The sequence below is a fragment of the Paraglaciecola sp. 2405UD69-4 genome (genome assembly GCF_047525415.1).
Classification (GTDB): domain Bacteria; phylum Pseudomonadota; class Gammaproteobacteria; order Enterobacterales; family Alteromonadaceae; genus Paraglaciecola.
In genome coordinates this window covers 905,759-928,387 of record NZ_JBLIXM010000002.1, presented here as the reverse complement: position 1 = coordinate 928,387, position 22,629 = coordinate 905,759, and the positions used below count along the sequence as shown (strand labels likewise).

Genomic DNA, 22,629 nt, shown 5'->3' with positions numbered 1-22,629 from the left:
CCTTAGAATTTTATTGAAAGTTATTAAAATGATTTGTTCTAGAAATTTTTATAAGTCTTATTTAAAGCCACTTCGAGCTGATTTTCAAACGTTAGTAAATTATTCGACTGCAGCCCAAGGTTTGCAAAAACTTGTTGATGACTACACATTTTCATCCGTACTGGATATTGGCGCTGGGGAAGGACTACATTCCCAACTTTTAACTAAATATGGCAAAAAAGTAACAGCTATCGATTATGGGCGGTCAATTTATTACAAAAAGAATAAGAGGCCGGAAGAGATAGATTATTTCTATGGTGATTTTAATGAGTTCCCAGAAACTGAATTATTTGACTGTGCTTGGTGCTCCCATGTTCTTGAGCACCAACTAAATATAAATCTCTTTTTAACTAAGATTAATCGTCTGGTTAAAGAGGGGGGGGTTATTGCCATAACGGTACCCCCCTTGAAGCAAGATATTGTCGGTGGTCATTTTACTTTGTGGAACGCTGGCATACTTTTATATAATTTGGTCATGGCAGGTTTTGATTGTTCAAATCCATCTATTCTTAAATATGGTTACAATATTACGGTTATCATTAGAAAGAGAGCAATTAGGCTACCTCCAAAGTTAAGCTTTGACGCTGGTGATCTCGAATTGTTATCAAAGTTCTTTCCGCATTTTGTAAAGCAAGGATTTGATGGCGATATTTATGAGTACAATTGGTATGAATAAAGCCGAAAATTTATTCAATTGGGAGGCTTTTGCTAGTATTCCTGACAACAAATTTGTTTACATAAATTGGATAAAAAATACCTGTGATAAGTTAATTAATATGGTGGATCCCGACCAAGAAATCATATTTCCAATTAATTTTTTTAAAAAACCTAATTCGCCACAGAACAGAATAAAAATTCATCAGTTTGTCAAGCAAAATAGAAGTGTGTATCGAGATAAGCTTGAACAAGTATTAGATTCCAATATAAAAGGGATAGTGTTTACTTTCGATTGGTATTTTATGTTCAGAGATATTGTCGATTTAGCTAATAAAAAGGGCATATTAACTATTTTAATTCCTCATGAAGGGGTCTTTTCATCAGAGGACCGTTATTATTTGGATAGAGAATACGGTTATGACATTCCAATTTGTAAGCATTGCCTTTTGTGGGGGGAACTGCAAAAAAGAGTTTTTATAGGACGTGGCCATTCTGGTGCAGGGTTTGTAATTGTTGGGGCTCCGAAGATTGAAGCTTTAACCTTCACTACCATGAAAACCGTTAAGACAGCTACTACCTTTTTGCTTGTATTGCAAAATATGGACTGTCAAAGTGACATAAAAAAGGCTGTGAAATTTCAAAACTCAATTATAGAGTTTATGTGCGAATATGCAGTAAACATGCACAAGCGTCTAGTGATTAGAAACCCTCCCAATAATGTTGATCTAATCCCTAGCTCAATAGTTGCAAAATATAAGCTGCTGAATGATTTAGTACTTTTTAATAACACTGATGATCCTTTAGACGCAATAAATGATTCCGAAGTGGTTCTCTCAATAAACAGCACTATGTTGTTAGAGGCTAAGTTGATGGGGAAAAGAGCTATTTCTATCGCTTCTGAATTTGTGGAAACATTATGGGAGGCTTATGGGGTAGAAACCGTTTTCACATTTAAACAGTTAGAAAAATCAATCGCCTCTTCAAATGGTTTAAGCGATAGCGAACTTTCAATTTCTCATCGTTTGATTACTGATTTTGGGCTGAGCTTTCCTTCACCTTCACACTCGATTAAAAAGTATTTATTTGGATACATGAATGATTTATACCGTAATAACAACCATTAATGGTTTAACTAAGCCAATAGAGGAATTCTTAACACTTCCTAAATTTAACAATATTATTGTGATAGGTGATAAAGGAGGGATAGATATAGATTCACATATAAAGGGATTGCAATATTATTCCTATGAAAGGCAGCTTAGCTTGAATGAGTTTAAGTCTATTGACATGCCTTTTCATCATTACAGTAGGAAGAATTTGGGGTACCTCTTAGCTATTCGAGCTGGCGCGACTGAAATTTTCGAAACTGATGATGACAACTTTCCTTATAAAGAACAGTCATTGAGTTCGTTTAAAAATGCAAATCGTCTAGTTTTAGAATTGAGTGAGTTAACTTCATTTAACTGTTATCAGTTGTTTTCAGATGAAAAAATTTGGCCTAGGGGTTTTCCCTTACACGAAGTAACAAAGACACAAAACTTTGATATTTCATCAGAAATGGTAAACGCAGATATTGTTCAAGGACTAGCAGATAAAGATCCTGATGTAGATGCTATCTATCGCTTAACTCAAGCGTCAGATGAATTTAAGTTTTCTAAAGGTAACTCTTCATATGCTTTACCTAAAGGAATTTATTGTCCGTTCAATTCTCAGAATACACTTTGGAGCCATAGGGTTTTTGCTTTAATGTATTTGCCTGTAACAGTTAGTTTCAGGTTTACTGATATACTAAGATCTTTCGTTGCCAAGCGGTGTTTAGATCATATGCAGAAATCATTAGCATTTGCTCCTGCTACTGTATTCCAAGAAAGAAATGCCCATGATCTTTATAAAGATTTTAGTGATGAGTTGGAGTGTTATCAGAACACCCCTCATGTTCTCAAGTCGTTATCTTCTATGGAGATGAATGAAAAAAATAGCCCTGAGGAAGCATTGCTGAATTGTTACCAACAATTAGTTTATGACAAGTTGGTATCAGACAAAGAACTTGAATATGTCCACAATTGGGTTGACGATTTAACAGCTATCCAAACAGAGTTGAAGTAATTGTTGGGTTTCTATATTAAATTTAATTGTCTTTCTAACTCTATCGTATTTGTAGTGCAACATTATTTGATTAAATGCTCATCTACTCGCAGCAGTGATTCGTATGATGTAGGGAAACTCTGTCCTGTAACGTACATTTATTTCATCTAATTAGGCTATATTTTTATGTTTGATTTTCTAATCATTGGTCACAAAATAGAAGTTAATGACACGAATAAGCCGTTTTCAAAGGTTTATGGGAACGCAATCAGAAGCGTCAATGTTGCTACTGAGCTTGTAAAGTTAGGTTTTAAGGTTGGACTCGTTGTAGAGTTTACCTCGCCAGATATAACCCGCTCATTGTTTAGCGATCTTGTTCTTGTAAGTCAGAAAAAGCTAGAGCAGTTTTATGTCAAAGCCAAAGTTCTTATATTTAGTACTACAAAGCCTGAAGTACTCTCTGGCATTCATGGTATTAATCCCCAAAATATTAAACACAAAAGAAAAATATTGCTTTCTTGTTTCGTATCCAGTTTACCCAAACACTTGGCGCAAGAAGCGTACGAAGGTTTTGATTTAATTACGGTCAATAACTACAACCAACAAGACTTAGTTAAAAAAGTGTCTTTAAAATTAAATGTACGACAACTAGATTTCGGTGCGTTGAACTTGATAGGAGAAATAAGGCCTTTTCTAGAACCTAAAGGGTTATGGGTTGGCAGTATTCGTCATCCTGAAATACTAGTAAAAATTTTTAAGACATGCCGAGCTTTTGATGATGTAAACTTTAGTATTGTTAGTCGCTTAATATTTGACTGTACGAAAAAACTCAAACAATCGGAAAGACCTATTGAACATGCAGTTGTCAATTTGCTTGATGATAAGGGCTTTAATGCAGATGTTACAAGAGTATTGTCTGACTGGTGTGGTATGTCATGGCCTGATAACCTCAGGTTTTTAGGGGGGGTTGATGATGATTATGAGTCAGTACTTTTCGAACATAACTTTGGGCTTGATTTTTCTAGGTCTGTTGGTCAAAAACATGACAATACGAAAACAATAGATTATCTGTCAACTGGAATGTATGTGTTGACCGAAGAGTTAGCTCCAAGTGTTAGATATGTTAAAGAAATGGATAACGGCTTTGTTATCCATGATTTTGATAGCCTTCAAACTGATTTAAACTTATTCCATGAGCTATCAACAAGAAGTCGAGTGGACAAGCGAACTGCTTTTATTGATAAGTATGGTTGGCAGAAAGTTGTTGAGAAGCTTCTTGCATATTTACCGGGTGACTATCTTTCGTAAAGTATATTTGGTGCTGGTTATACGAATATTAATAATTTAAAGTGGGTTAGAATACTAATGATAGAGCATTTATATATACATATTGGAATGTCTAAAACAGCAACGACATCTTTGGAAGAGTACTTACATATTAACAGTGAGGCTCTGAAAAAACATTCATTCATCTACCCCGAAAGTGGTCGATGTATGGCAAATCCTTACGCGGGTAAAATAGCGCATCATAAGCTAGCTTCATCTCTTCGTGAAGAGCCTCATGAAAATGTAAACCATCATACTAATTTAAAGTTTGAAGAATATGTATCTTCAATAGTTGCTGAATCAGATGGCTATAACAACGTTGTAATATCAAGTGATTTGTTATGCCACCCCTCTGTAAACTTTAATGAACTTAAATTATTGAAAAAGTATTTTAGGGAAATTTCAATTGTAATGTATTTACGTAGAGCTGACGACTTAGCCAATACATGTTATAACTTTTTCTCATACGTTGTACATAAAAAAGATCTACAAAAAGGCGACCCTATTTATATCATGGATGCATATAAGACTATATTCAGCTATGCCGAAGTATTTGGTGAGGAACATATAATTGTGAGACCTTTTGAGAGAGAGCAGTTAAAAAATCATAGTATTTTTAGCGACTTTCTTAATGTTCTAAATATTGAGGAAACAAATGAGTTTCAGTCTCTATCTGCTAGACCTAATGAGACCGAAAAAAACTTGTTTGTGGTTGAATTTTATTGGTATATCCGAAAATATTTTCCAGAGTATTTAAAAGAACTTATTACTCCTTGTAGAGAGTATCGCGTACATAATGTTACTTTAGAGTCTGAATCTACTTGGTTGCAAAGTCATTATTCTCCTCAAGAACGTATTGATTTTATTAGTGAGCACGCACCGTTTTATGAAATGATCGAAAAACGATTTTTGAATAACAAGAAATTATTCATCGAACCAACACCGAGCCTTTCTGAAAAATGGCATCCGACTCCAGATATACCAATTGAGGTTATTATCCAAATGTTTGGAATTTTACATTTACAAAATGTAAAGGAGAAAAATAAGCTGACCTCAAAACTTGGCACCCAACAGATACAAATCAATGAACAAAAAAAAGTAATTGATGGGTTAATTTTGAGGGTTCAGCAGTTGGAAGATACTTTGCAATAAGTCGAAATATGTATAGGTGAATTAATGTTATTCACCTAGTTGTAATATAAATAATGAACCTAATTACTCAACTTTACTAAGGAGTCAAACTTTTTATCAATAAATAAATGCTTGTTTATTCTTTGGTAATTTAAGACATTATTTTCAATTTCGTCATCGTTTGATTTCTGAAACATATAAATACTATCATCATCAAGTTGTTCTGATATAAAACCTACATTGCCTGAACTGTTAGTAAGAGTTACGTGTTTTAAGTATTCAAAAGGGATCACAGAGTAATACTTGAAGCGAACTGCAAAACATTTGGTGCTAATCCCAACCTTAGCGAAGTCATACGGCTTTATTTGACTAGTATCTGTATATTTTAAACGTGGCACTATGACACCTGGCATCGGTGAGTCAACACATGCTCGAATTGCATTTATTGCGTAAACAAATATGTTATGAATTTTTTTGGATTTGACCGAAAGCATTGGTGGTCTAATTACTATCGAAAGGCTCGGTATAGCTTCTGCAAATGTCGTAGGCCTAACCGCTGAGCTGTCGATAACCCAAAGTGTTTTTAACTTACCATTAATTGGTAATTTGGAAGCCACAAATGGGCTATTTTCTCTCTCTTCTAAATGATTGTTAACATAGTAAATTACAAAGTCGAACGTTTTATTGATATCTATATATTTAGGAGACACAGCAATTACTTCAGCAAAGCTTCTGAACATCGATTCAACTGCCCATTTGATAGAATTAATGAATGCAGTAGAGTTAGTAATTATTAATATACTTTTAGTAGAAATGAAGTTACTTAAAAGTAACTCCGCTCTCATCGACTCTCTATAGCTAGACAGGTCAAATTCGGACGATTTAATGGCCATCATTAACTTTATTTTTTTTAAATACTTTCGCCACGCTAAATTAGAAGATCTAGATAATGTTAAGTTGGCCCTTAACTTTTCAGCAACCGCATTGGCATAATTCACTGTGCCGTATAAATAATAAAACAATAACGACTTACCCGTTTTGTAAGATGAAAATAGCATTTCTTTTTGTTTAGTAATAATGAACTGCACATCATCAACACTCGTTATATCTTTTTCTAATAGTTGTTCAAATTCGCCAATTTCTTTTATTAATAGTTCTTTTGAAAAATGTTCGTTAAAGCGTTGTTCATAGTTATCGAAGCCGTTTGACGAAAACACTTCTGTACTCAGTTTATTTAATAGCTGTTTCTTTTGTTCATTTGTCGCAACTATTAAAAGATCATCAGGCCTCAATGGTAATGTACCTAGAATTTTTGCTCCATCACTACAGTTATAGAAAGATTGGCCTTTCGGCTTTTTAGCCGTAACCTGTTCTATTACCTGCCTAGATACCTTGAACTCATGTTTTGTGTTTACTGTAGGGCGAAAATTCCCTGGTACCACAATAGAGGTATTGTTTTTTTCGGAGTAGTCATATGTCTCTTCACCATCCTCTTGATAATAACCGGATGATTTTGAATGGTGATGCTTAACATTGATGAAGCCTAAATCGACACCGATTAAGTAAATGTTTGTGAATCCCATAGTGCTGAATAAATCACATACAAAGTTACTTACTGTTGGAAAAGCATTTTGCAACACTTGATAGTTTTCACGTCCCAATACGTTTAATGCTGATACCGTTGAAGATTCACCCTCTTTGAAGGCGACCATCACATCCTTGTATAAATCACAAGTATCCGGGTGAATGCCGTTACATGAAATCAGAGTAATGTGTTTCAAGTACTCTAAATCACCGATTAATGCTGCCCAATCAAAGGTACAGCGATTTTGCTCAATTTCTGCATGAAAATTTGGTGTGATTCCATGTCGATGAAGTGCTTGTAACGCCGTACCACAGCTAATAACTATGGCTTGTCCTTGCCATTCTTTTATAGCGTCGATAGAAGAGTCTAGAGAAGGACCGTTTCCTACAATGAATATAGGTACTTCTTTATCATCGTAACTTAGTTTTTCACTTGGGTTAGCAACTAACGCTGGAATTTTACGTTTCATTCCTTCTGCTGTATGAGCTATTCCGTAATATGCGTGGTCGAAGTATTCCCCCATAGATATAACAACTTGTAACTGCTCTCTAAGTTGTGAAATAGCTTTGTTCAAAGAGGCGTTGTGGTAGCTTTGATAAAAGTATGTACTGTTTAATATATAAGGACCAATAGCATAAAATTGATTTAATAAATCTCTAAATAAGTTAGTACCGTCATCACCAATATTAAGATAAATCCGAGCCCCAGACTTCTCTACCGTTTCAAAAATAGCATGCCAATCTATCGCAAAAAGTGAACCGCAAAAAAAGTCAGGGTTGGGCTCGCATACAAAAAGCTTCTCAACGGTATGTTCCTCGAGAAGCTTCTCTAATTGATAACCAGTACCGATACCAAACATTATTAGAGACTGAACAGTATCAGGAAGGGCTCCTATTTCTTCTTCTGCTTTTTGCAATAGCTCTTCGGTTTCTTTCACGAATTGATAATGGACATAATGAGCGAGTTTAGTTCCTTTATACCCTAATACTAAGCCATCTTTATTGGGCTGCTCGTCAAAGTTTTCAAAATTTAAAATACATTCTTGTTTTGGGCTAGTTCCATACCAAGTATGCAACTCTTTAATATGTAGTAAATTTATTTCACCGTTAGGGGATTCAATTGGAAGCCATTTTTGTGGCTTATAATCTTTAAATTCTTCATAGATATCTGGGAAGTATTTTTTGAATGCAGCTAGGTTATTAGAGAGTTTATTATTGTTTGCATTTATTGTTTTATGGGTCTCTAAGTCTACTTTGGGTGTCCAATTAGGCACATAGTCTAAATAGCTATCTTTTGTTTGAATTGAAAAACCACTTTCTTGTATATCTGACCAGCTTCGAGTCAATATATCTTGTTCAATTGAGTCAAATACTTGGTGGTTGTAATGTTTATACAGGTGAAAACTAGATACCCCACAGTGGTCTTTCAGCTCTCTAATATCTGCTATTAAATCTCGTCCATCTTTGCCAAGTTGTAAAAATATAGATGTGTCTTTTTGTTGTATCAAAGAAAATATACGTGCCCATGAAACGTCCATTACTGAGCACTTAAAGAACTGTAATTCTGGCTCATAAATCACTAAGTTTTTAATATCATGCTGCTCGAGTAAAGGCTCTAAGTGCAAGCCCAACCCGCACCCTAAAACAACTAAACATTCAATTTTTTGGGGCAGTATCTGCAGTTGTTGCTGTAGTTGAAAGCTTTGCAATGTTTGGATGTCTGCAAGGTTTTCTTCTTCTAATTCATTACTGCAGATTTGTTTATCATTGTTAAGATTTACTTCTGGGGAGTGTTTTTGCTTTTGTTTTAATTGAGCAAGTATTTCTTCTTCGGGGTGAAACCCATAAATAGATCGCCCCTGGCCGTAATCAACAATATTATGTTCACCATATTTGTTAATGAACAATGAAAAGTTAGCTAAGTCTGTAGACTCTATATAATTCAATAACGACGGAATATTTCTTTGAAAGGCGTTAATGTTTTCTTTTTGGGTTTTTAATACGTGCTTAGCGAGTTTATCTTCTAATAATGCCTGCTTTTGTTCATCTTTTTCGATATGTAAACGGATATTTTTAAGCATGTATTGTGTGAACTCTATTTATTGAAACTAAGCATATAATTTTATTATTTCATTGATTTGTTATCTTCCGCAATGAAATATTATGCAAAGGTATTAATGGGGATTTATATTTCAGATTACTTTTTGTGCATCTCTCTGCTAGTATTTTAGAAATATTATTTGGGGAAACGTCATGATTAATTTTAATTCAGAATCAAATACGTCGTTATTACAACAAGTACAAAATAAGCAAGAGTCCATACTTGAGAAGTTGTCATCAGGGAAAAGGGTTAACAGTGCCGCAGATGGTGCTGCCGCTCAACAGATAATTGATCGTTTGACTTCAGAAGTAGAAGGCGGCCGTCAAGCAGTAACTAATGCTTATGACGGTGTGTCTTTGACCCAAGTTGCAGAAGGCGGCTTGTCGGGAATAAATGATGATGTGAACCGTATACGCGAATTATCAGTGCAGGCTGGTAATGGTCTGTTAAGTGATGCAGACCGTCAAGCAATTCAATCAGAAGTGAGTCAACTGCAAGAAAACATTTCTCAAACAATAGAGCAAACAGAATTTGCAGGAAAGTCACTATTGTCCGGTGATGGTTCCATTGACTTTCAAGTTGGCGCAAATGCTGACCAGAAAATAGGTGTGGCTACGAAAGACGTTGTAGCGGGTTTAGATAATATTTTGAATGTAGACTTGAGTACCGCAGATGGTGTAGAGGATGCCCTAGCTGCAGCTGATGCTGCAATTGAGTTTGTTGGTAGTGCTAGAACAGACTTAGGTGCTACTCAAAGTCAATTTGAAAGTGCCGCGCGAAACCTTACTCAAACTAATGTGAATTTAGCTGCTGCAAGAAGCCGTATTCAGGATACTGATTATGCCCAAGCCACATCTGAAAATGCAGTGGCAAGTATTTTGGGGCAAACCAGTTTAGCTGTTCAAGAAATAGCAAACCAACAACAAGGGCAGGCGTTATCCTTGTTGAATGGATAGTTTGCTTACCTAGTAGGTTTTTCATAAGAGTAGCTAAGCTACTCTTTTTTTTGGGGTTTGTTTCAACAAGCTAGTGATTGCTCAATAAAAAAGCATTTTGTTAAAATTGCTTGAAATTCAGTTGCTATCCCCTCTCGAATGGTTAGAATCATCTCATATGGTAAAATCGAAAAAACGCAAAACTGAGGATGCATGAGCAATATTTTGATTATTTGTTCTGATGAAGAGCAAGCTAATAATCTTACTACTATTCTTACCTTTCTTGGTGAATGCTGCTCTAGTATTTTATTTTCTTCGGCCGTAGAAACATTAAAGATTAATCAAGGTATCGAGTCCGTTCTTGTCGACGGTACGAGTCCCGAATTAGTAAGTGATGTTGCTGAAAAATTTCCGAGTGTTCCTTTTATTATATTAGGGCAATATGAAGATTTTAAACCAACTTCGAATATTGTTGGTGTTATAAACGAGCCTATTACCTATCCTGCATTGACGCAAATGTTACATAGGTGTCAAGAATACCGCCGTCGTCAACCGGCTACTAATCCCTTAGCAAACCATAAACCAAAGCTGTTTCGTAGCTTGGTGGGGAAAAGTGATCAAATCCAAAATGTCAGGCATCTGATTGAGCAAGTGGCACCTAAAGAAGCAAATGTGTTAATTTTAGGTGAGTCAGGAACCGGAAAAGAAGTTATTGCTCGAAACGTCCACTATTTGTCAAATCGCAAAGAGGGTATTTTTATACCTGTTAATTGTGGTGCTATACCTGGTGAGCTTCTTGAGAGTGAGCTGTTTGGTCATGAAAAAGGTGCTTTTACTGGGGCTATTGGAACGCGTAAAGGACGATTTGAAATGGCAGAGGGCGGTACGCTCTTTTTAGATGAGATAGGCGACATGCCATTGCAAATGCAGGTCAAGCTTTTAAGGGTTTTGCAAGAGCGGACCTACGAAAGGGTTGGAGGTACTAAACCTATTAAGTGCGATGTGCGAGTGATTGCTGCTACCCATAGAAACTTAGAGTCTATGATCACCGATGGTACCTTCAGAGAAGATCTATACTATCGCCTTAATGTATTTCCGATTGATAGTCCTGCATTGCGAGAGCGTAAAGAAGATATTCCTTTATTGTTACAAGAGCTGGTGTGTCGATTACAAGAAGATAACGCACAGATTAAATTTACAGAAAATGCAATACGCTCATTGATGGAACATAAGTGGCCTGGAAACGTCCGTGAGCTTTCTAACTTGGTTGAGCGTTTGATGATACTTTATCCAGAGCAGCTCATTGATTTAGCGGACCTTCCCTTTAAATATAAACATTTAGATATTGACCCTTATGAGCCTGAGTACCCAGATGAGTTACTTGAGCGTGAAGCCATTAATGCGTTATTTAGAGAAAGTGCTGAAGATGAAGAATCTGGTACTATTGATGATTCATCTTCTAAAGAGTTACCTGCAGATGGCTTAAACTTAAAAGAGTATATTTCTGATCTTGAAGTGAGCTTAATTTCACAAGCCTTAGAGCAACAAGATTGGGTGGTTGCCCGTGCAGCCGAGACCTTAGGAATGCGTCGTACCACCTTGGTAGAAAAAATGCGCAAATATAATATTAACAAAGCATAACCCTCTTCATTGGCCTATTTGTCCACTTGGCCGCCATTTCTTTGACAGGCTATATCTCATTTTATTCTCGTAACATTATGTTTTAAAAGGTAATTTCTTTTGGCATGACATGTGCTTTGTAATACCTGTAATCATTCTGTCTAAGTTTTGACGTGAGGAATTTATGGGGTCTACCAACAGCTTGCCAAATAATATATTTAAAGACACTTTAGTGAGGACTGATATTGTTTCCAATACTTCTCACATTGCTTCTGAAGATTCTTTAGAGGTAGAGGCATTGCGGTTACAAGCTAATCGCCTAGAGCATTTGTTACAGGTCATGCCTGCTGGTGTAGTTGTAGTTGATGGCAAAGGGGTAGTAAAACAGTCCAACCAACTAGCTAAAACTTTACTAGGTGAGCCCTTAGAAGGTCAATCATGGCGGGCCATTATACTTCGTTCATTTAAGCCTCAAGCGGATGATGGCCATGAGGTTTCATTATTTGATGGTCGCAAAGTAAAATTATCTATTACGCCTCTAGGAAAAGAGCCTGGTCAGCTTATTGTGCTGACAGATTTGACTGAAACTAGACAGTTACAACAGCGTATAGGACATTTACAAAAATTATCCTCATTGGGAAAAATGATAGCGTCTTTAGCCCATCAAATTCGTACTCCTTTGTCTGCTGCTATGCTATATGCGGCTAATTTATCAAATAACACCTTAACGAAAAATGCTCGCGACAAATTCAGTGACAAGCTGCAATCTAGGCTCAGAGATTTAGAAAGCCAAGTAAATGATATGTTACTTTTTGCAAAAAGTGGCGATGCTCAAGTTGTCAGTCGTGTTTCAATTAAAAGCTTGTTGGCCGATTTGCAGCAGGGGGTTGATGCTATGTTGCAAAAACACCAAGCCACGTTTTTGGTTCAAGAGCCGCAGCAGGATATTCATATTTTAGGGAATCAAACTGCGTTACTTGGTGCCTTGCAAAACCTTGTTCACAATGCTCTGTCTGTTATTCCAGCGAATGCTGAAATTAGTCTATCCGCCAAATTGTGCACCGAGAAACCAAATACTGTAAAGCTATGTGTAATGGACAATGGTCCTGGTATTCAAAAAGAAAATGTCACTCGAATATTTGAACCCTTTTTTACCACAAAAAGTAATGGTACAGGGTTGGGCTTAGCAGTGGTTAAAAGTGTCGCTCAATCTCATCAAGGGCAAATTGCTGTTAGTAATTTAGCCACAGGAGGTGCGTGTTTTACTATGGCATTACCAGTACTTGAAGCAAACAATAAGGCCGATAATGTGGCTAAATCTGCGCAATACAATCAGTCGCAACTACAATATGCCGATGCGGCGGGGAGATAAATATGAGTCAAGCTAAAATACTAATCGTTGAAGATGATGCTGGCTTACGTGAAGCGCTAGTTGATACCTTGTTGCTTGGTGGTTACCAAGTGGTTGAGGCTGATAGCGGAGAGCGAGCGTTAATAATTTTATCAGAACAGTCAGTAGATTTAGTGGTTAGTGATATCCAAATGTCGGGTATGAGTGGCTTGTCTTTGCTTAAAAATATCAAAAATAAGCATCCTAATCTTCCTATTCTCTTAATGACAGCTTACGCAACGATTAATGATGCAGTACAGGCTATGCGCGATGGAGCCACAGACTATTTGTCTAAGCCCTTTGCGCCAGAAGTTCTGCTTAATTTAGTGGGGTGTTATGCTCCAGCCCATAAGGTTGAGTCACGAACCCCTGTTGTTGATGATCCTAGTAGTTTACAACTTTTGACGCTTGCTAAAAAAGTAGCTACATCAGAAGCCACCGTCATGGTGCTCGGCCCCAGTGGTTCTGGTAAAGAGGTATTGGCAAGATATATTCATGATCAGTCAAATCGCAGTAAAAAGACGTTTGTGGCGATTAATTGTGCTGCTATTCCAGAAAACATGCTTGAAGCCACATTATTTGGTTACGAAAAAGGTGCTTTCACTGGAGCATTACAAGCTTGCCCCGGTAAATTTGAACAAGCTCAGGGAGGCACCATCTTACTTGACGAAATTAGCGAGATGGACCTTAGTCTACAGGCCAAGTTGTTAAGGGTGCTGCAAGAAAAAGAAGTGGAAAGACTAGGAAGCCGTAAAACTATTGCCCTTGATGTAAGGGTTATTGCTACAAGTAACCGCAACTTAAAGCAAACTGTTGACGCAGGTGAATTTAGAGAAGATTTGTATTATCGCCTTAATGTGTTTCCTCTGACTTGGTTACCGCTTGATAAACGAGCTGGAGATATAGTGCCTTTAGCTGAGCATTTAATCGAACGGCATTGTCAAAAATTAGGTAACGCAATACCAAAACTAACTGCGGCTGGTCGCAGCAAGCTATTGCAGCATAGTTGGCCAGGTAACGTGCGTGAGTTAGAAAATGTCATTCAACGGGCGTTGATTTTGTCTGATGGCACTCAGATTGATGCAATCGATCTTATGATAGAACAAGACTTATCGACAGGGACCCGAACGTTTGAGACTGAAGTCATTGAGGAAGACAGCAGTAAATTAGGATCTGAGTTAAGACAGCAAGAACATCAAATTATTTTAGATACATTACAAAGCTGTAAAGGTCGCCGTAAAGATGTGGCGGAACGTTTAGGAATAAGCCCACGAACATTACGCTACAAGTTAGCAAAAATGCGCGAAGTTGGAATTGACTTACCAGCTTAATATTTTTTGTTGTTTAAGGTTTAGCCAGCTTAAATATTAGCCACCATGATTGGTGGCTTTTTTATACCTACGTCTTTGTGCTAATTGTCAAGAATATGACACCCGAATATACACTTCTTAAATTCGTAAGTTATTGTAATTTATATGAAATATTTTTTTGGATAGACTTGGTACTTTGGCACTCAGCTTGCTAATTACAAAGATATAGTGTTTCAAAATAAAGTACATCACCAGCATTGGGAGTTAGTCATGGATATAAAAGCACAGTCACTCTATCAAGAACTGCAAGGCATGGCCGAGCAGACAAAAATAGGGCTTGGTGATCCTAACTCACTGACGACTAATCCATCTTCTCAAAATTTTGCAGAGCTATTGAGCCAAGCTGTTGGTACCGTAAATGAAATGCAACTTGATTCAAAAGATAAAGCTATGGCTTTCGAGATGGGCGATAAGAGCCTTAGTTTAGCTGACGTAATGATCGCTAAAGAAAAAGCCGGTATCGCGTTTGAGGCTACGATTCAAGTAAGAAATAAAGTACTTGATGCCTACAAACAAATAATGAACATGCCAGTTTAGGAGTTAGGTTTTGGCTGAAGCTGCGGGTACAGAATTAGCAATGAGCGATATGAATACAGATTTGTATCCTAACGACTCAAGTGCAGAACAAAAATCAGGTTTTATGGACTCTGTTGGCAATGCCGACATGGTGCGCCAAATCACTTTGATTGTAGCCTTAGTGATTTGTGTTGCTATAGCGGTGCTTATTTTTCTTTGGGCGCGAGAGCCAGATTATCGTCCTTTAGCAAAGATGGAGACTCAGGAGTTAATAGAAACACTAGATTATCTTGATCAAGCTCAGATAGATTACCGTTTAGAAGGCAATGTTATTTATGTTAGTGCTGAGCAATATCAAAGTATAAAAATTGGTATGACTAGACAAGGTATTTCCCAAGGGGAGTCTGCTGGTACTGATATTATTATGCAAGATATGGGGTTTGGGGTGAGCCAGCGTGTTGAGAAAGAGCGCTTAAAACATGCCAGAGAAAGACAAATCGCCAGTACAATTGAAGAAATAAACTCCATTGCCAGAGCAAAAGTCTTGTTAGCCCTACCCAAAGAAAATGTGTTTGCAAGGCGAGAGAAAAAAGCCAGCGCCACTGTAGTAGTCACTAGTAAACGTGGATCAATGATTTCTACGGGCGAGGTCAATTCGATAATTGATATCGTAGCTTCTTCCGTTCAAGGTTTAGAGCCAGAAAGAGTCACAGTGAGTAACAGTAATGGTCGCTTGTTAAACTCAGGCTCTCAAGATGCCGAAGCGGCTCGTTCTCGAAAAGAATATGAGTTAGAAAAAAAGCGTGAAAGTGAGTACCTAGAGAAAATTGACTCTATTCTTATTCCAGTATTAGGGATTGGCAACTATACAGCACAGGCCGATGTCACTATGGACTTTACGTCTGTAGAGCATACGCAGCGCAGTTATAATCCTGATTTACCTGCTATCAGAAGCGAAATGACAGTTGAAGATAACAGTGTAGGTGGCGTGATAGCAGGCATTCCTGGTGCCCTGACTAACCAACCTCCGTTGGATGCAAATATTCCAGAACGTGCCAACTTTAACTCAAGTCAACAAACTACACCTGGTAGAAACCATAAAGAAGAAACTCGCAATTACGAATTAGACACCACAGTCAGCCATACTAAGCAGCAAGTTGGGGTTATTCGCCGTTTAAGTGTTTCTGTGGCCTTAGACTATGTTTCAACTATCGCAGCAGATGGTACCGAAACAACCGCGCCTAGGCAGCAGGCAGAGTTATTAGATATACGTCGTTTACTGCAAGGCGGTATTGGATTTGATGTAACCCGAGGAGATTCTTTAGAAGTGGTAAGTATTCCCTTTACAAGGGAGGGAGACTTTGAAGCCGTTGATGTTCCATTCTGGGAAGACCCTGTATTCCTACCTATGATTAAACTAGGTGGGGGCATCTTTATCATCGCACTGTTAATTCTATTTGTGGTGAGACCTATGGTGAGTAAACTGATTCACCCAGAAGAGATCAAGAGTAATGACTTGGATGCAGATGAGGGCTTAGATTTAGGGGATGAAAATATTAGCCTATTAGCTGAAGAGTTTGATGAATCTCAAGTTGGTTTTGCGGCAGACGGTACTTTCATGCTACCTGATTTACACAAAGATGAAGATGTACTAAAAGCTGTTAGAGCATTAGTGGCAAATGAGCCAGAGTTGTCGTCTCAGGTTGTTAAAAATTGGATGATGTTAGATGATTAAGGTGTGGTTCAGTAAGCGGGATATTGAGGGCTAGATTGTGGATGAAGAACAAGAAACCGGTGAAGTAGGCTACGACGTTGGAAAGTTAGAAGGCGTTGACAAAGCCGCTATCTTACTACTTAGCTTATCAGAAGAAGATGCAGCACAAATTCTTAAACACCTTGAACCTAAAGAAGTACAAAAACTAGGGCAAGCTATGGCTTCAATTGAAGACATGACCCAACCTAAAATTACTGCTGTTCACAAAAATTTTATCGAAGAAATCCAAAATTACAGCACCATTGGATTCCAAAGTACTGACTTTGTTAAGCGAGCTTTAACGTCTGCATTAGGTGAAGATAAAGCTGCTAACTTAATTGATCAAATATTGATGGGCTCTGGGGCGAAAGGCTTAGACTCGTTAAAATGGATGGACTCAAAACAGGTTGCCAGTATTATTCGAAATGAGCATCCGCAGATCCAAACTATTGTTATGTCTTACTTAGATGCTGAGCAATCAGCTGAAATTCTGAGTCAATTCCCTGAGAAAGTCCGCCTTGATCTAATGATGAGAGTCGCAAACTTAGAAGAGGTACAACCGGCAGCATTACAAGAATTGAATGAGATCATGGAGAAACAGTTTGCCGGTCAAGCTGGTACCCAAGCGGCGAAAATGGGAGGGCTCAAGTCTGCTGCTGATATCATGAACTACCTAGATACTAATATTGAAGGTCAGTTGATGGATGCTATCCGTGAGCAAGATGAAGAAATGAGTCAACAAATCCAAGATCTAATGTTTGTATTTGACAATCTTTCTGAAGTGGATGACAGAGCAATTCAAGCCATACTCAGAGAAGTGCAGCAAGAAGCACTGCTCAAAGCGATAAAAGGGGCTGAAGATGAACTCAAAGACAAGATAACTAAGAATATGTCTAAACGTGCCGCTGAAATGCTTATTGATGATTTAGAGGCCATGGGGCCGGTTCGTATCAGCGAAGTAGAAACGGCTCAAAAAGAAATTCTGTCTGTTGCCAGGCGTTTAGCTGATTCAGGTGAAATCATGCTAGGCGGTGGTGGCGGTGATGAGTTCTTATAAATGTCTACTGATTTTTTTGGAGAAACAGTATGACTGATGATGAATTAGATGAAGAGTTTAAAGCTTGGGACTTACCTTATGTAGAATCGCAGGTAAACAAAGCAGATTTAGAAAAAACCAACGCTTTGAACCGAAAGTCTGATTGGAAATACGAACCGCCAGAGCCTGAAGTAGAAATTCTGCCACCTACTGCTGAAGAAATTGAAGAAATTAGAGCCGCAGCCCATGCCGAAGGGTATGCTGATGGCCACAAAAAAGGACAAGAAGAGGGATTTCAAAAAGGCTTAGAAGATGGCCAAAAAGAAGGATACAGCAAAGGCCTAGAAGAGGGAATGCAAGAAGGCTTGGCAAGTGGGCAAGAGCAAACACAACAAAACCTAGCCAGTTGGGTAAGCTTGATTGAGAGTATTCAACATCCTGTTAGCAAAGTTGAAAAACAGCTAGAGCAAGAGTTGGTGTTATTGGCGGTAAGTTTAGCCAGAGGCGTAATTCGTAGTGAAGTTAAAACCAACGATGACCTTATATTTCAAGCCCTTAGTGAGGGGTTGAAAGTACTACCCATCCAAGAAAAGCATTATCAAATCCATTTACATCCAAATGATATTGAACGAATAAACAACCACTTTTCTGAAGAGGAAATTACAAAGCACAGATGGGATATCATTGCATCTCCTGAACTATCAGCTGGCGGGTGTGAAATAGTAACAGATACTAATGCGGTGGATATCACAGTTGAGCGCAGGGTAAGAGACGTTATTGATAAGTTTTTGCTAGAGCAAGGTTTAAGTCATTTAGCAACCAGCGCAACTGACGAGTAACTCTTAAAAATGTTAGAACGGATAAAAAAGCTTAAGAATCAAATTCCCCATGCCCCTGTGGTTGCCAGCGGAAAATTGGTTAGAGGGATTGGTTTGACTCTAGAAGCTGTGGGCTGTCAAATGCCAGTAGGCAGCCAATGTTTAATACAAACTATAGAAGGTGAGATAGAGGCTGAGGTGGTTGGGTTTGCAGAAAATATTACTTATCTTATGCCCACCGAAGCAGTAAAAGGTATCGTACCTGGCTCTAGAGTGATGCCTTTAAATAGAGAGCAAGGTTTAGCTGTTGGTATGGGGTTATTAGGCCGTGTGGTTGACGGTAACGGGCAGCCCCTTGATGGCCTAGGTCCTATCGATGCCGAAACCCGTGTTCCACTGACCAAACCCCCTATGAATCCTCTGATACGCAAACCCATCACACAACCTTTAGATGTCGGCGTCAGGGCGATAAACTCTGTTATTACAGTTGGATCTGGGCAACGTATGGGGCTTTTCGCAGGTAGTGGTGTTGGTAAAAGTGTATTAATGGGAATGATGACCCGAGGGACGACTGCAGATGTAGTGGTTGTAGGCTTAGTGGGGGAAAGGGGCCGAGAGGTAAAGGAATTTATTCAAGATATTTTGGGTGAAGAAGAGCGGAAAAAAGCCGTTGTCGTTGCCGCTCCTGCCGATACTTCTCCTTTGATGCGCCTTAAAGGGTGTGAGACGGCCATAACTATTGCTGAATATTTCAGAGATAAAGGATTAAACGTTTTATTACTAATAGACTCTTTGACCCGTTACGCTATGGCGCAAAGAGAGATTGCCCTAGCTGTTGGCGAGCCGCCGGCTACAAAAGGATATCCGCCTTCTGTATTTGCAAAGCTTCCAGCATTAGTTGAGCGGGCAGGTAATGGTGCTGAAAACCAAGGCTCTATCACCGCATTTTATACTGTGCTAACTGAGGGCGATGATCTGCAAGATCCGATTGCTGATGCTGCGCGAGCTATATTAGACGGGCATATAGTTTTGTCCCGCGATTTAGCAGACTCAGGCCACTATCCAGCTATTGATATTGAAGCATCCATTAGTCGTGTGATGCCCATGGTTGTGTCTGAAGAGCATGTATTAAGAGCAAGGCGTATTCGCCAAGTGTATGCAACGTATCAACGAAACAGAGATCTTATTAGCATAGGAGCTTATACAAAAGGCACGGATCCCCGAATTGATTTATCTGTTAATGCTGAGCCTGCTATCAACGCGTTTTTGCAGCAAGGTATGACGCAGGTTTTGGATTTTGAACATAGCACAGCAGACATGCATACCTTAAGCGGTGGGCTAGGTACCGGGTGATTAATTTTATATTGATACTGAAGAGGCATGCGGATGTCTAAATCTCAGCTTGATCTGGTGGCTCAGTGGGAGCGCCAAAAAGAGCAAAAAATGGTGGAAGATTTTCGCCAAGCACAGCAATTTGCCCAGAGTAATAAACAAAAGCTATCTGGATTAGAGAACTATCGATTAGATTATCTTAGAGAAGTACAACAAAAAGCTAAAAATGGAATTGGGAGTTTAACCTTTGGGCAACACCACCAGTTTATTGGCAAGTTGGATAAAGCCTGTGAGATGCAAACACAAGCTTTGAATAAAGCGTTGATAGTCGCAGATCAAAGGCGTTCACAGTGGTTACAGCAACAACGTAAACGAAAAGCCGTTGAAATGTTGTTGCAGAAGCAGCAGCTAGCCAAGCAAAAAAGAGAAGATAAACAAGAGCAGGCAATGCTCGATGAAATGTCACTGCAAAAATACCTTCGTAAGTAAATCCTTTTTCATTATTTTAACCTTTTTATAAATTGGAATACTCTTTGCTGTAATAGATTTGAGTTTCAATTTATTTTTACCTAAAAGCATTTAATTCTTATATTTTTGATTAATGATTTATATATAAGCTGTTGAAATTTAAGTGTTTATAGGTAGCCCCATGATAATGAGGTTAAGGACGTTATAATGATGCAACAAGTTGCCACTACTAAATCAGAACTTGCCGCTTTTGCCAGCGGAGCTGAAACTAGCAGCCAGCTAGAGTCAAATACTAAAGAGCAATTTGGTTTATTGCTAAAAGGTCATCAGAATGACCATGGATATAGTAATTCAGCTCGCTCGGCGTTTGATAATGCCCGCGAGCGTGCTGATGCAACTCCAGACAAGCAAAAGAAGGTGAGTACTGATTTAAGCAATAGTAAAGCGTCTAAAACTGCTTCAGTCCTAGATGAAAATACTCATGTCACCAAAGACGAATTTGAGAACAGCCAAAAAACCAAGCAAACCTCGTCAGGTGAGGCTGTTGAATCAACAAAAGTAGAGCTTGAAGGTCACAGTGATGCAAAGGCTTTAAAAAGTGGTGAACATGATGTGTTACCCAGAGACTTTGATATTGAGTCTGAAGTGAATGGAGAGAGTAAATCTGATGCGGAATCAGACATTATAAACGTGGACCAATGGGTTGATCTGGTTGGTAACTTGCAAGGATTAGGGCGAGATAGTTTAGTTCAAAGTGATGGCAAAAAGTTAGATAAGCAGGTTAATGATGAAAATGTAGCAGTTAGTATGCTGTCTACCTCTAATACAGAAGAGATTGACGCAACGAACAGCAGCACTGATATAGCTATTAACCAAGAAGATACCTCTGAGTTAGTAGATATAGGCAGGGGCGAAGTAAGTGAGCATTTTGTTAATCAAAAACTTATTTCGAAAATACTCAGTGAAGTAGAGCAAGCGCCAAGGGATAAAGAAATAAGTAAAATAGTCTCTGAAATGCTAGATACGCTAACGCAAGATGATGAGGGTGTGAGTGATGATTTAGTCATTGCAACTGAAACCTCACTCGATCTTTCAAAGAACCTTAATGATAAAATAGACGCTGAGCACACTGTTGCGGATTTAACAAAAGAGGTAAACAAAGCATTATTTGTTGATCTATTGCAAGAAACCGAAGAGCTCAACCTTGATGATTTAGCTGCTGATGATCTAATGACTACTGAATCACTCACTCCTAAAGCAGAGATATCTCAAGTAACTACAGCTATTGAAACAAGCGTTGCTGAAACAATCGATGTCGCCTCAACAACTGATGGGGCAGAGCAGCCATTTGTGGCTGATATTATTGACAGTGAGACAGACCTGGCTGACACGGCTGCTATCCCCGTAATAAACACAGCAAGTTTACCTGTCGAAACTAAGCAATCTGATGTGAAGAAGCTACTCGATTTACCTAGTTCCAAATTAAATAAAGTACTAGAGAACATAAGTCATCGAGTAATCGATACTAGTCAGGGAAATTCAGTTGACTTAACTGAGCAGAGTCAGGCTACAGCGCAGCAAGTGGCAAGTTCGCTGACTGCAGATTTTCCAGTAGGTGGGGAGTTAGCATCAAAAGAATTTGTAGCAGCACTTAAAACTGGGTTACAAGAATTTAAAGAGCAGCTTTCTAAAGGGCGGGAGCCAGGTATTGACTTAAAAGCCCTAATTGCCGAGGCTACCACAAAAGTAACAGATCAAAGCGTTGTCAATAAAGCTGCTATTAGTGCTGACACTACCGTTAATAGTGTTTCTCAGGTTATCGACTTTGCGAGTAGCCTCAGCCAGGCTTTAGAGCATAATCAAAATCAGTCATTTAACAGTTATGCTAGAGAGGTTGCCCAAATTCAAGGGGAGCAAAGTAAGCAAGTTCAACTAAGTCAGGTTGAAACTAAGCTCGATAAAGCAATCAATATTACCAAACCAGAAGGACATCAACAGCTAGCTGAAAAAGTACGCTGGATGGTAAACACTAAAAACTTAGTTGCTGATATTCGGTTAGATCCCGCTGAATTAGGCTCAGTACACGTTAAGGTCGCAATGTCTGGAGATTCAGCAACAGTTAACTTTGTAGTTCAGTCTCACCATGCACGAGATGCGGTTGATTCTGCTACGCCTAGGTTAAGAGAAATGCTTGCTGATAAAGGAATTGAGCTGGGGCAGTCCTCAGTGCGTCAAGATAGTGACAATCAGCAACAAGAACAAGGAGAGTTTGCAGGTAACGGGAGTTCAGCTGATAATAAAACTGAAGAAGTTGAGGTACCAGAAAATATAATATCGCAGCAAAAAATTGTAAACGGTGCCCTTGGTGGTGTTGATTATTTTGTCTAAAGCTAGGTTAAAAGTATAAAGCACATTGCCAAATTTTATTTGGACCCGATAATAGGCAGCACAGTTTAGAAATTGAGAGA

17 protein-coding genes are annotated in these 22,629 nt (G+C 38.5%); 16 read left to right on the top strand and 1 reads right to left on the bottom strand.

All coding sequences use genetic code 11. From position 1 onward, the window contains the following. The first annotated feature begins 13 nt into the window (after positions 1–13). From ACMUMK_RS10505 to ACMUMK_RS10485, 5 genes are all read left to right on the top strand, one after another. Complete coding sequence (locus ACMUMK_RS10505; RefSeq protein ID WP_414701069.1) at positions 14–715, top strand: class I SAM-dependent methyltransferase; 702 nt, start codon at positions 14–16, stop codon at positions 713–715. Then, complete coding sequence (locus tag ACMUMK_RS10500; RefSeq protein WP_414701068.1) at positions 693–1,820, top strand: hypothetical protein; 1,128 nt, start codon at positions 693–695, stop codon at positions 1,818–1,820. Before ACMUMK_RS10505 ends, ACMUMK_RS10500 begins: the two co-directional genes overlap by 23 nt. After that, positions 1,792–2,802, top strand: coding sequence for an STELLO glycosyltransferase family protein (locus ACMUMK_RS10495; protein ID WP_414701067.1), 1,011 nt, complete (start codon positions 1,792–1,794; stop codon positions 2,800–2,802). Before ACMUMK_RS10500 ends, ACMUMK_RS10495 begins: the two co-directional genes overlap by 29 nt. A gap of 165 nt (positions 2,803–2,967) precedes the next feature. Next, positions 2,968–4,089, top strand: coding sequence for a hypothetical protein (locus ACMUMK_RS10490; RefSeq protein ID WP_414701066.1), 1,122 nt, complete (start codon positions 2,968–2,970; stop codon positions 4,087–4,089). A 57-nt stretch (positions 4,090–4,146) separates the two neighbouring features. Beyond that, complete coding sequence (locus tag ACMUMK_RS10485; protein ID WP_414701065.1) at positions 4,147–5,259, top strand: hypothetical protein; 1,113 nt, start codon at positions 4,147–4,149, stop codon at positions 5,257–5,259. Positions 5,260–5,318: 59 nt separating this feature from the next. Here ACMUMK_RS10485 and ACMUMK_RS10480 read toward each other — a convergent pair whose 3' ends face one another. Beyond that, positions 5,319–8,903, bottom strand: coding sequence for a 6-hydroxymethylpterin diphosphokinase MptE-like protein (locus ACMUMK_RS10480; protein WP_414701064.1), 3,585 nt, complete (start codon positions 8,901–8,903; stop codon positions 5,319–5,321). A gap of 172 nt (positions 8,904–9,075) precedes the next feature. Here ACMUMK_RS10480 and ACMUMK_RS10475 point away from each other — a divergent pair, with 172 nt between their 5' ends. From ACMUMK_RS10475 to ACMUMK_RS10425, 11 genes are all read left to right on the top strand, one after another. Beyond that, complete coding sequence (locus ACMUMK_RS10475) at positions 9,076–9,879, top strand: flagellin (protein WP_414701063.1); 804 nt, start codon at positions 9,076–9,078, stop codon at positions 9,877–9,879. Between the two features lie 192 nt (positions 9,880–10,071). Continuing rightward, entirely contained in the window at positions 10,072–11,499 is a 1,428-nt protein-coding gene (locus ACMUMK_RS10470) for a sigma-54 dependent transcriptional regulator (RefSeq protein WP_414701062.1), read from the top strand. Positions 11,500–11,662: 163 nt separating this feature from the next. Next, positions 11,663–12,850, top strand: a complete 1,188-nt coding sequence (locus ACMUMK_RS10465) for a sensor histidine kinase (protein ID WP_414701061.1) — start codon at positions 11,663–11,665, stop codon at positions 12,848–12,850. Between the two features lie 2 nt (positions 12,851–12,852). Further along, a complete protein-coding gene (locus ACMUMK_RS10460; protein WP_414701060.1) occupies positions 12,853–14,199 on the top strand; it encodes a sigma-54-dependent transcriptional regulator in 1,347 nt (448 codons plus the stop codon). A 249-nt stretch (positions 14,200–14,448) separates the two neighbouring features. Then, complete coding sequence (gene fliE, locus ACMUMK_RS10455) at positions 14,449–14,775, top strand: flagellar hook-basal body complex protein FliE (RefSeq protein WP_414701059.1); 327 nt, start codon at positions 14,449–14,451, stop codon at positions 14,773–14,775. A gap of 10 nt (positions 14,776–14,785) precedes the next feature. Then, positions 14,786–16,489, top strand: a complete 1,704-nt coding sequence (gene fliF / locus ACMUMK_RS10450) for a flagellar basal-body MS-ring/collar protein FliF (RefSeq protein WP_414701058.1) — start codon at positions 14,786–14,788, stop codon at positions 16,487–16,489. Positions 16,490–16,526: 37 nt separating this feature from the next. Then, positions 16,527–17,564, top strand: coding sequence for a flagellar motor switch protein FliG (gene fliG, locus ACMUMK_RS10445; protein WP_414701057.1), 1,038 nt, complete (start codon positions 16,527–16,529; stop codon positions 17,562–17,564). Positions 17,565–17,593: 29 nt separating this feature from the next. Then, a complete protein-coding gene (gene fliH / locus ACMUMK_RS10440; RefSeq protein ID WP_414701056.1) occupies positions 17,594–18,382 on the top strand; it encodes a flagellar assembly protein FliH in 789 nt (262 codons plus the stop codon). 9 nt (positions 18,383–18,391) lie between these two features. Continuing rightward, positions 18,392–19,714 carry a flagellar protein export ATPase FliI gene (gene fliI / locus ACMUMK_RS10435; RefSeq protein ID WP_414701055.1) on the top strand — a complete coding sequence of 441 codons (1,323 nt, stop codon included), beginning with the start codon at positions 18,392–18,394 and terminating at the stop codon, positions 19,712–19,714. A 33-nt stretch (positions 19,715–19,747) separates the two neighbouring features. Then, positions 19,748–20,182: a flagellar export protein FliJ gene (gene fliJ, locus ACMUMK_RS10430; protein ID WP_414701054.1), complete on the top strand. Its 435-nt coding sequence runs from the start codon at positions 19,748–19,750 to the stop codon at positions 20,180–20,182. A 186-nt stretch (positions 20,183–20,368) separates the two neighbouring features. Further along, positions 20,369–22,549, top strand: a complete 2,181-nt coding sequence (locus ACMUMK_RS10425; RefSeq protein WP_414701053.1) for a flagellar hook-length control protein FliK — start codon at positions 20,369–20,371, stop codon at positions 22,547–22,549. The last annotated feature ends 80 nt before the right edge of the window (positions 22,550–22,629 follow it).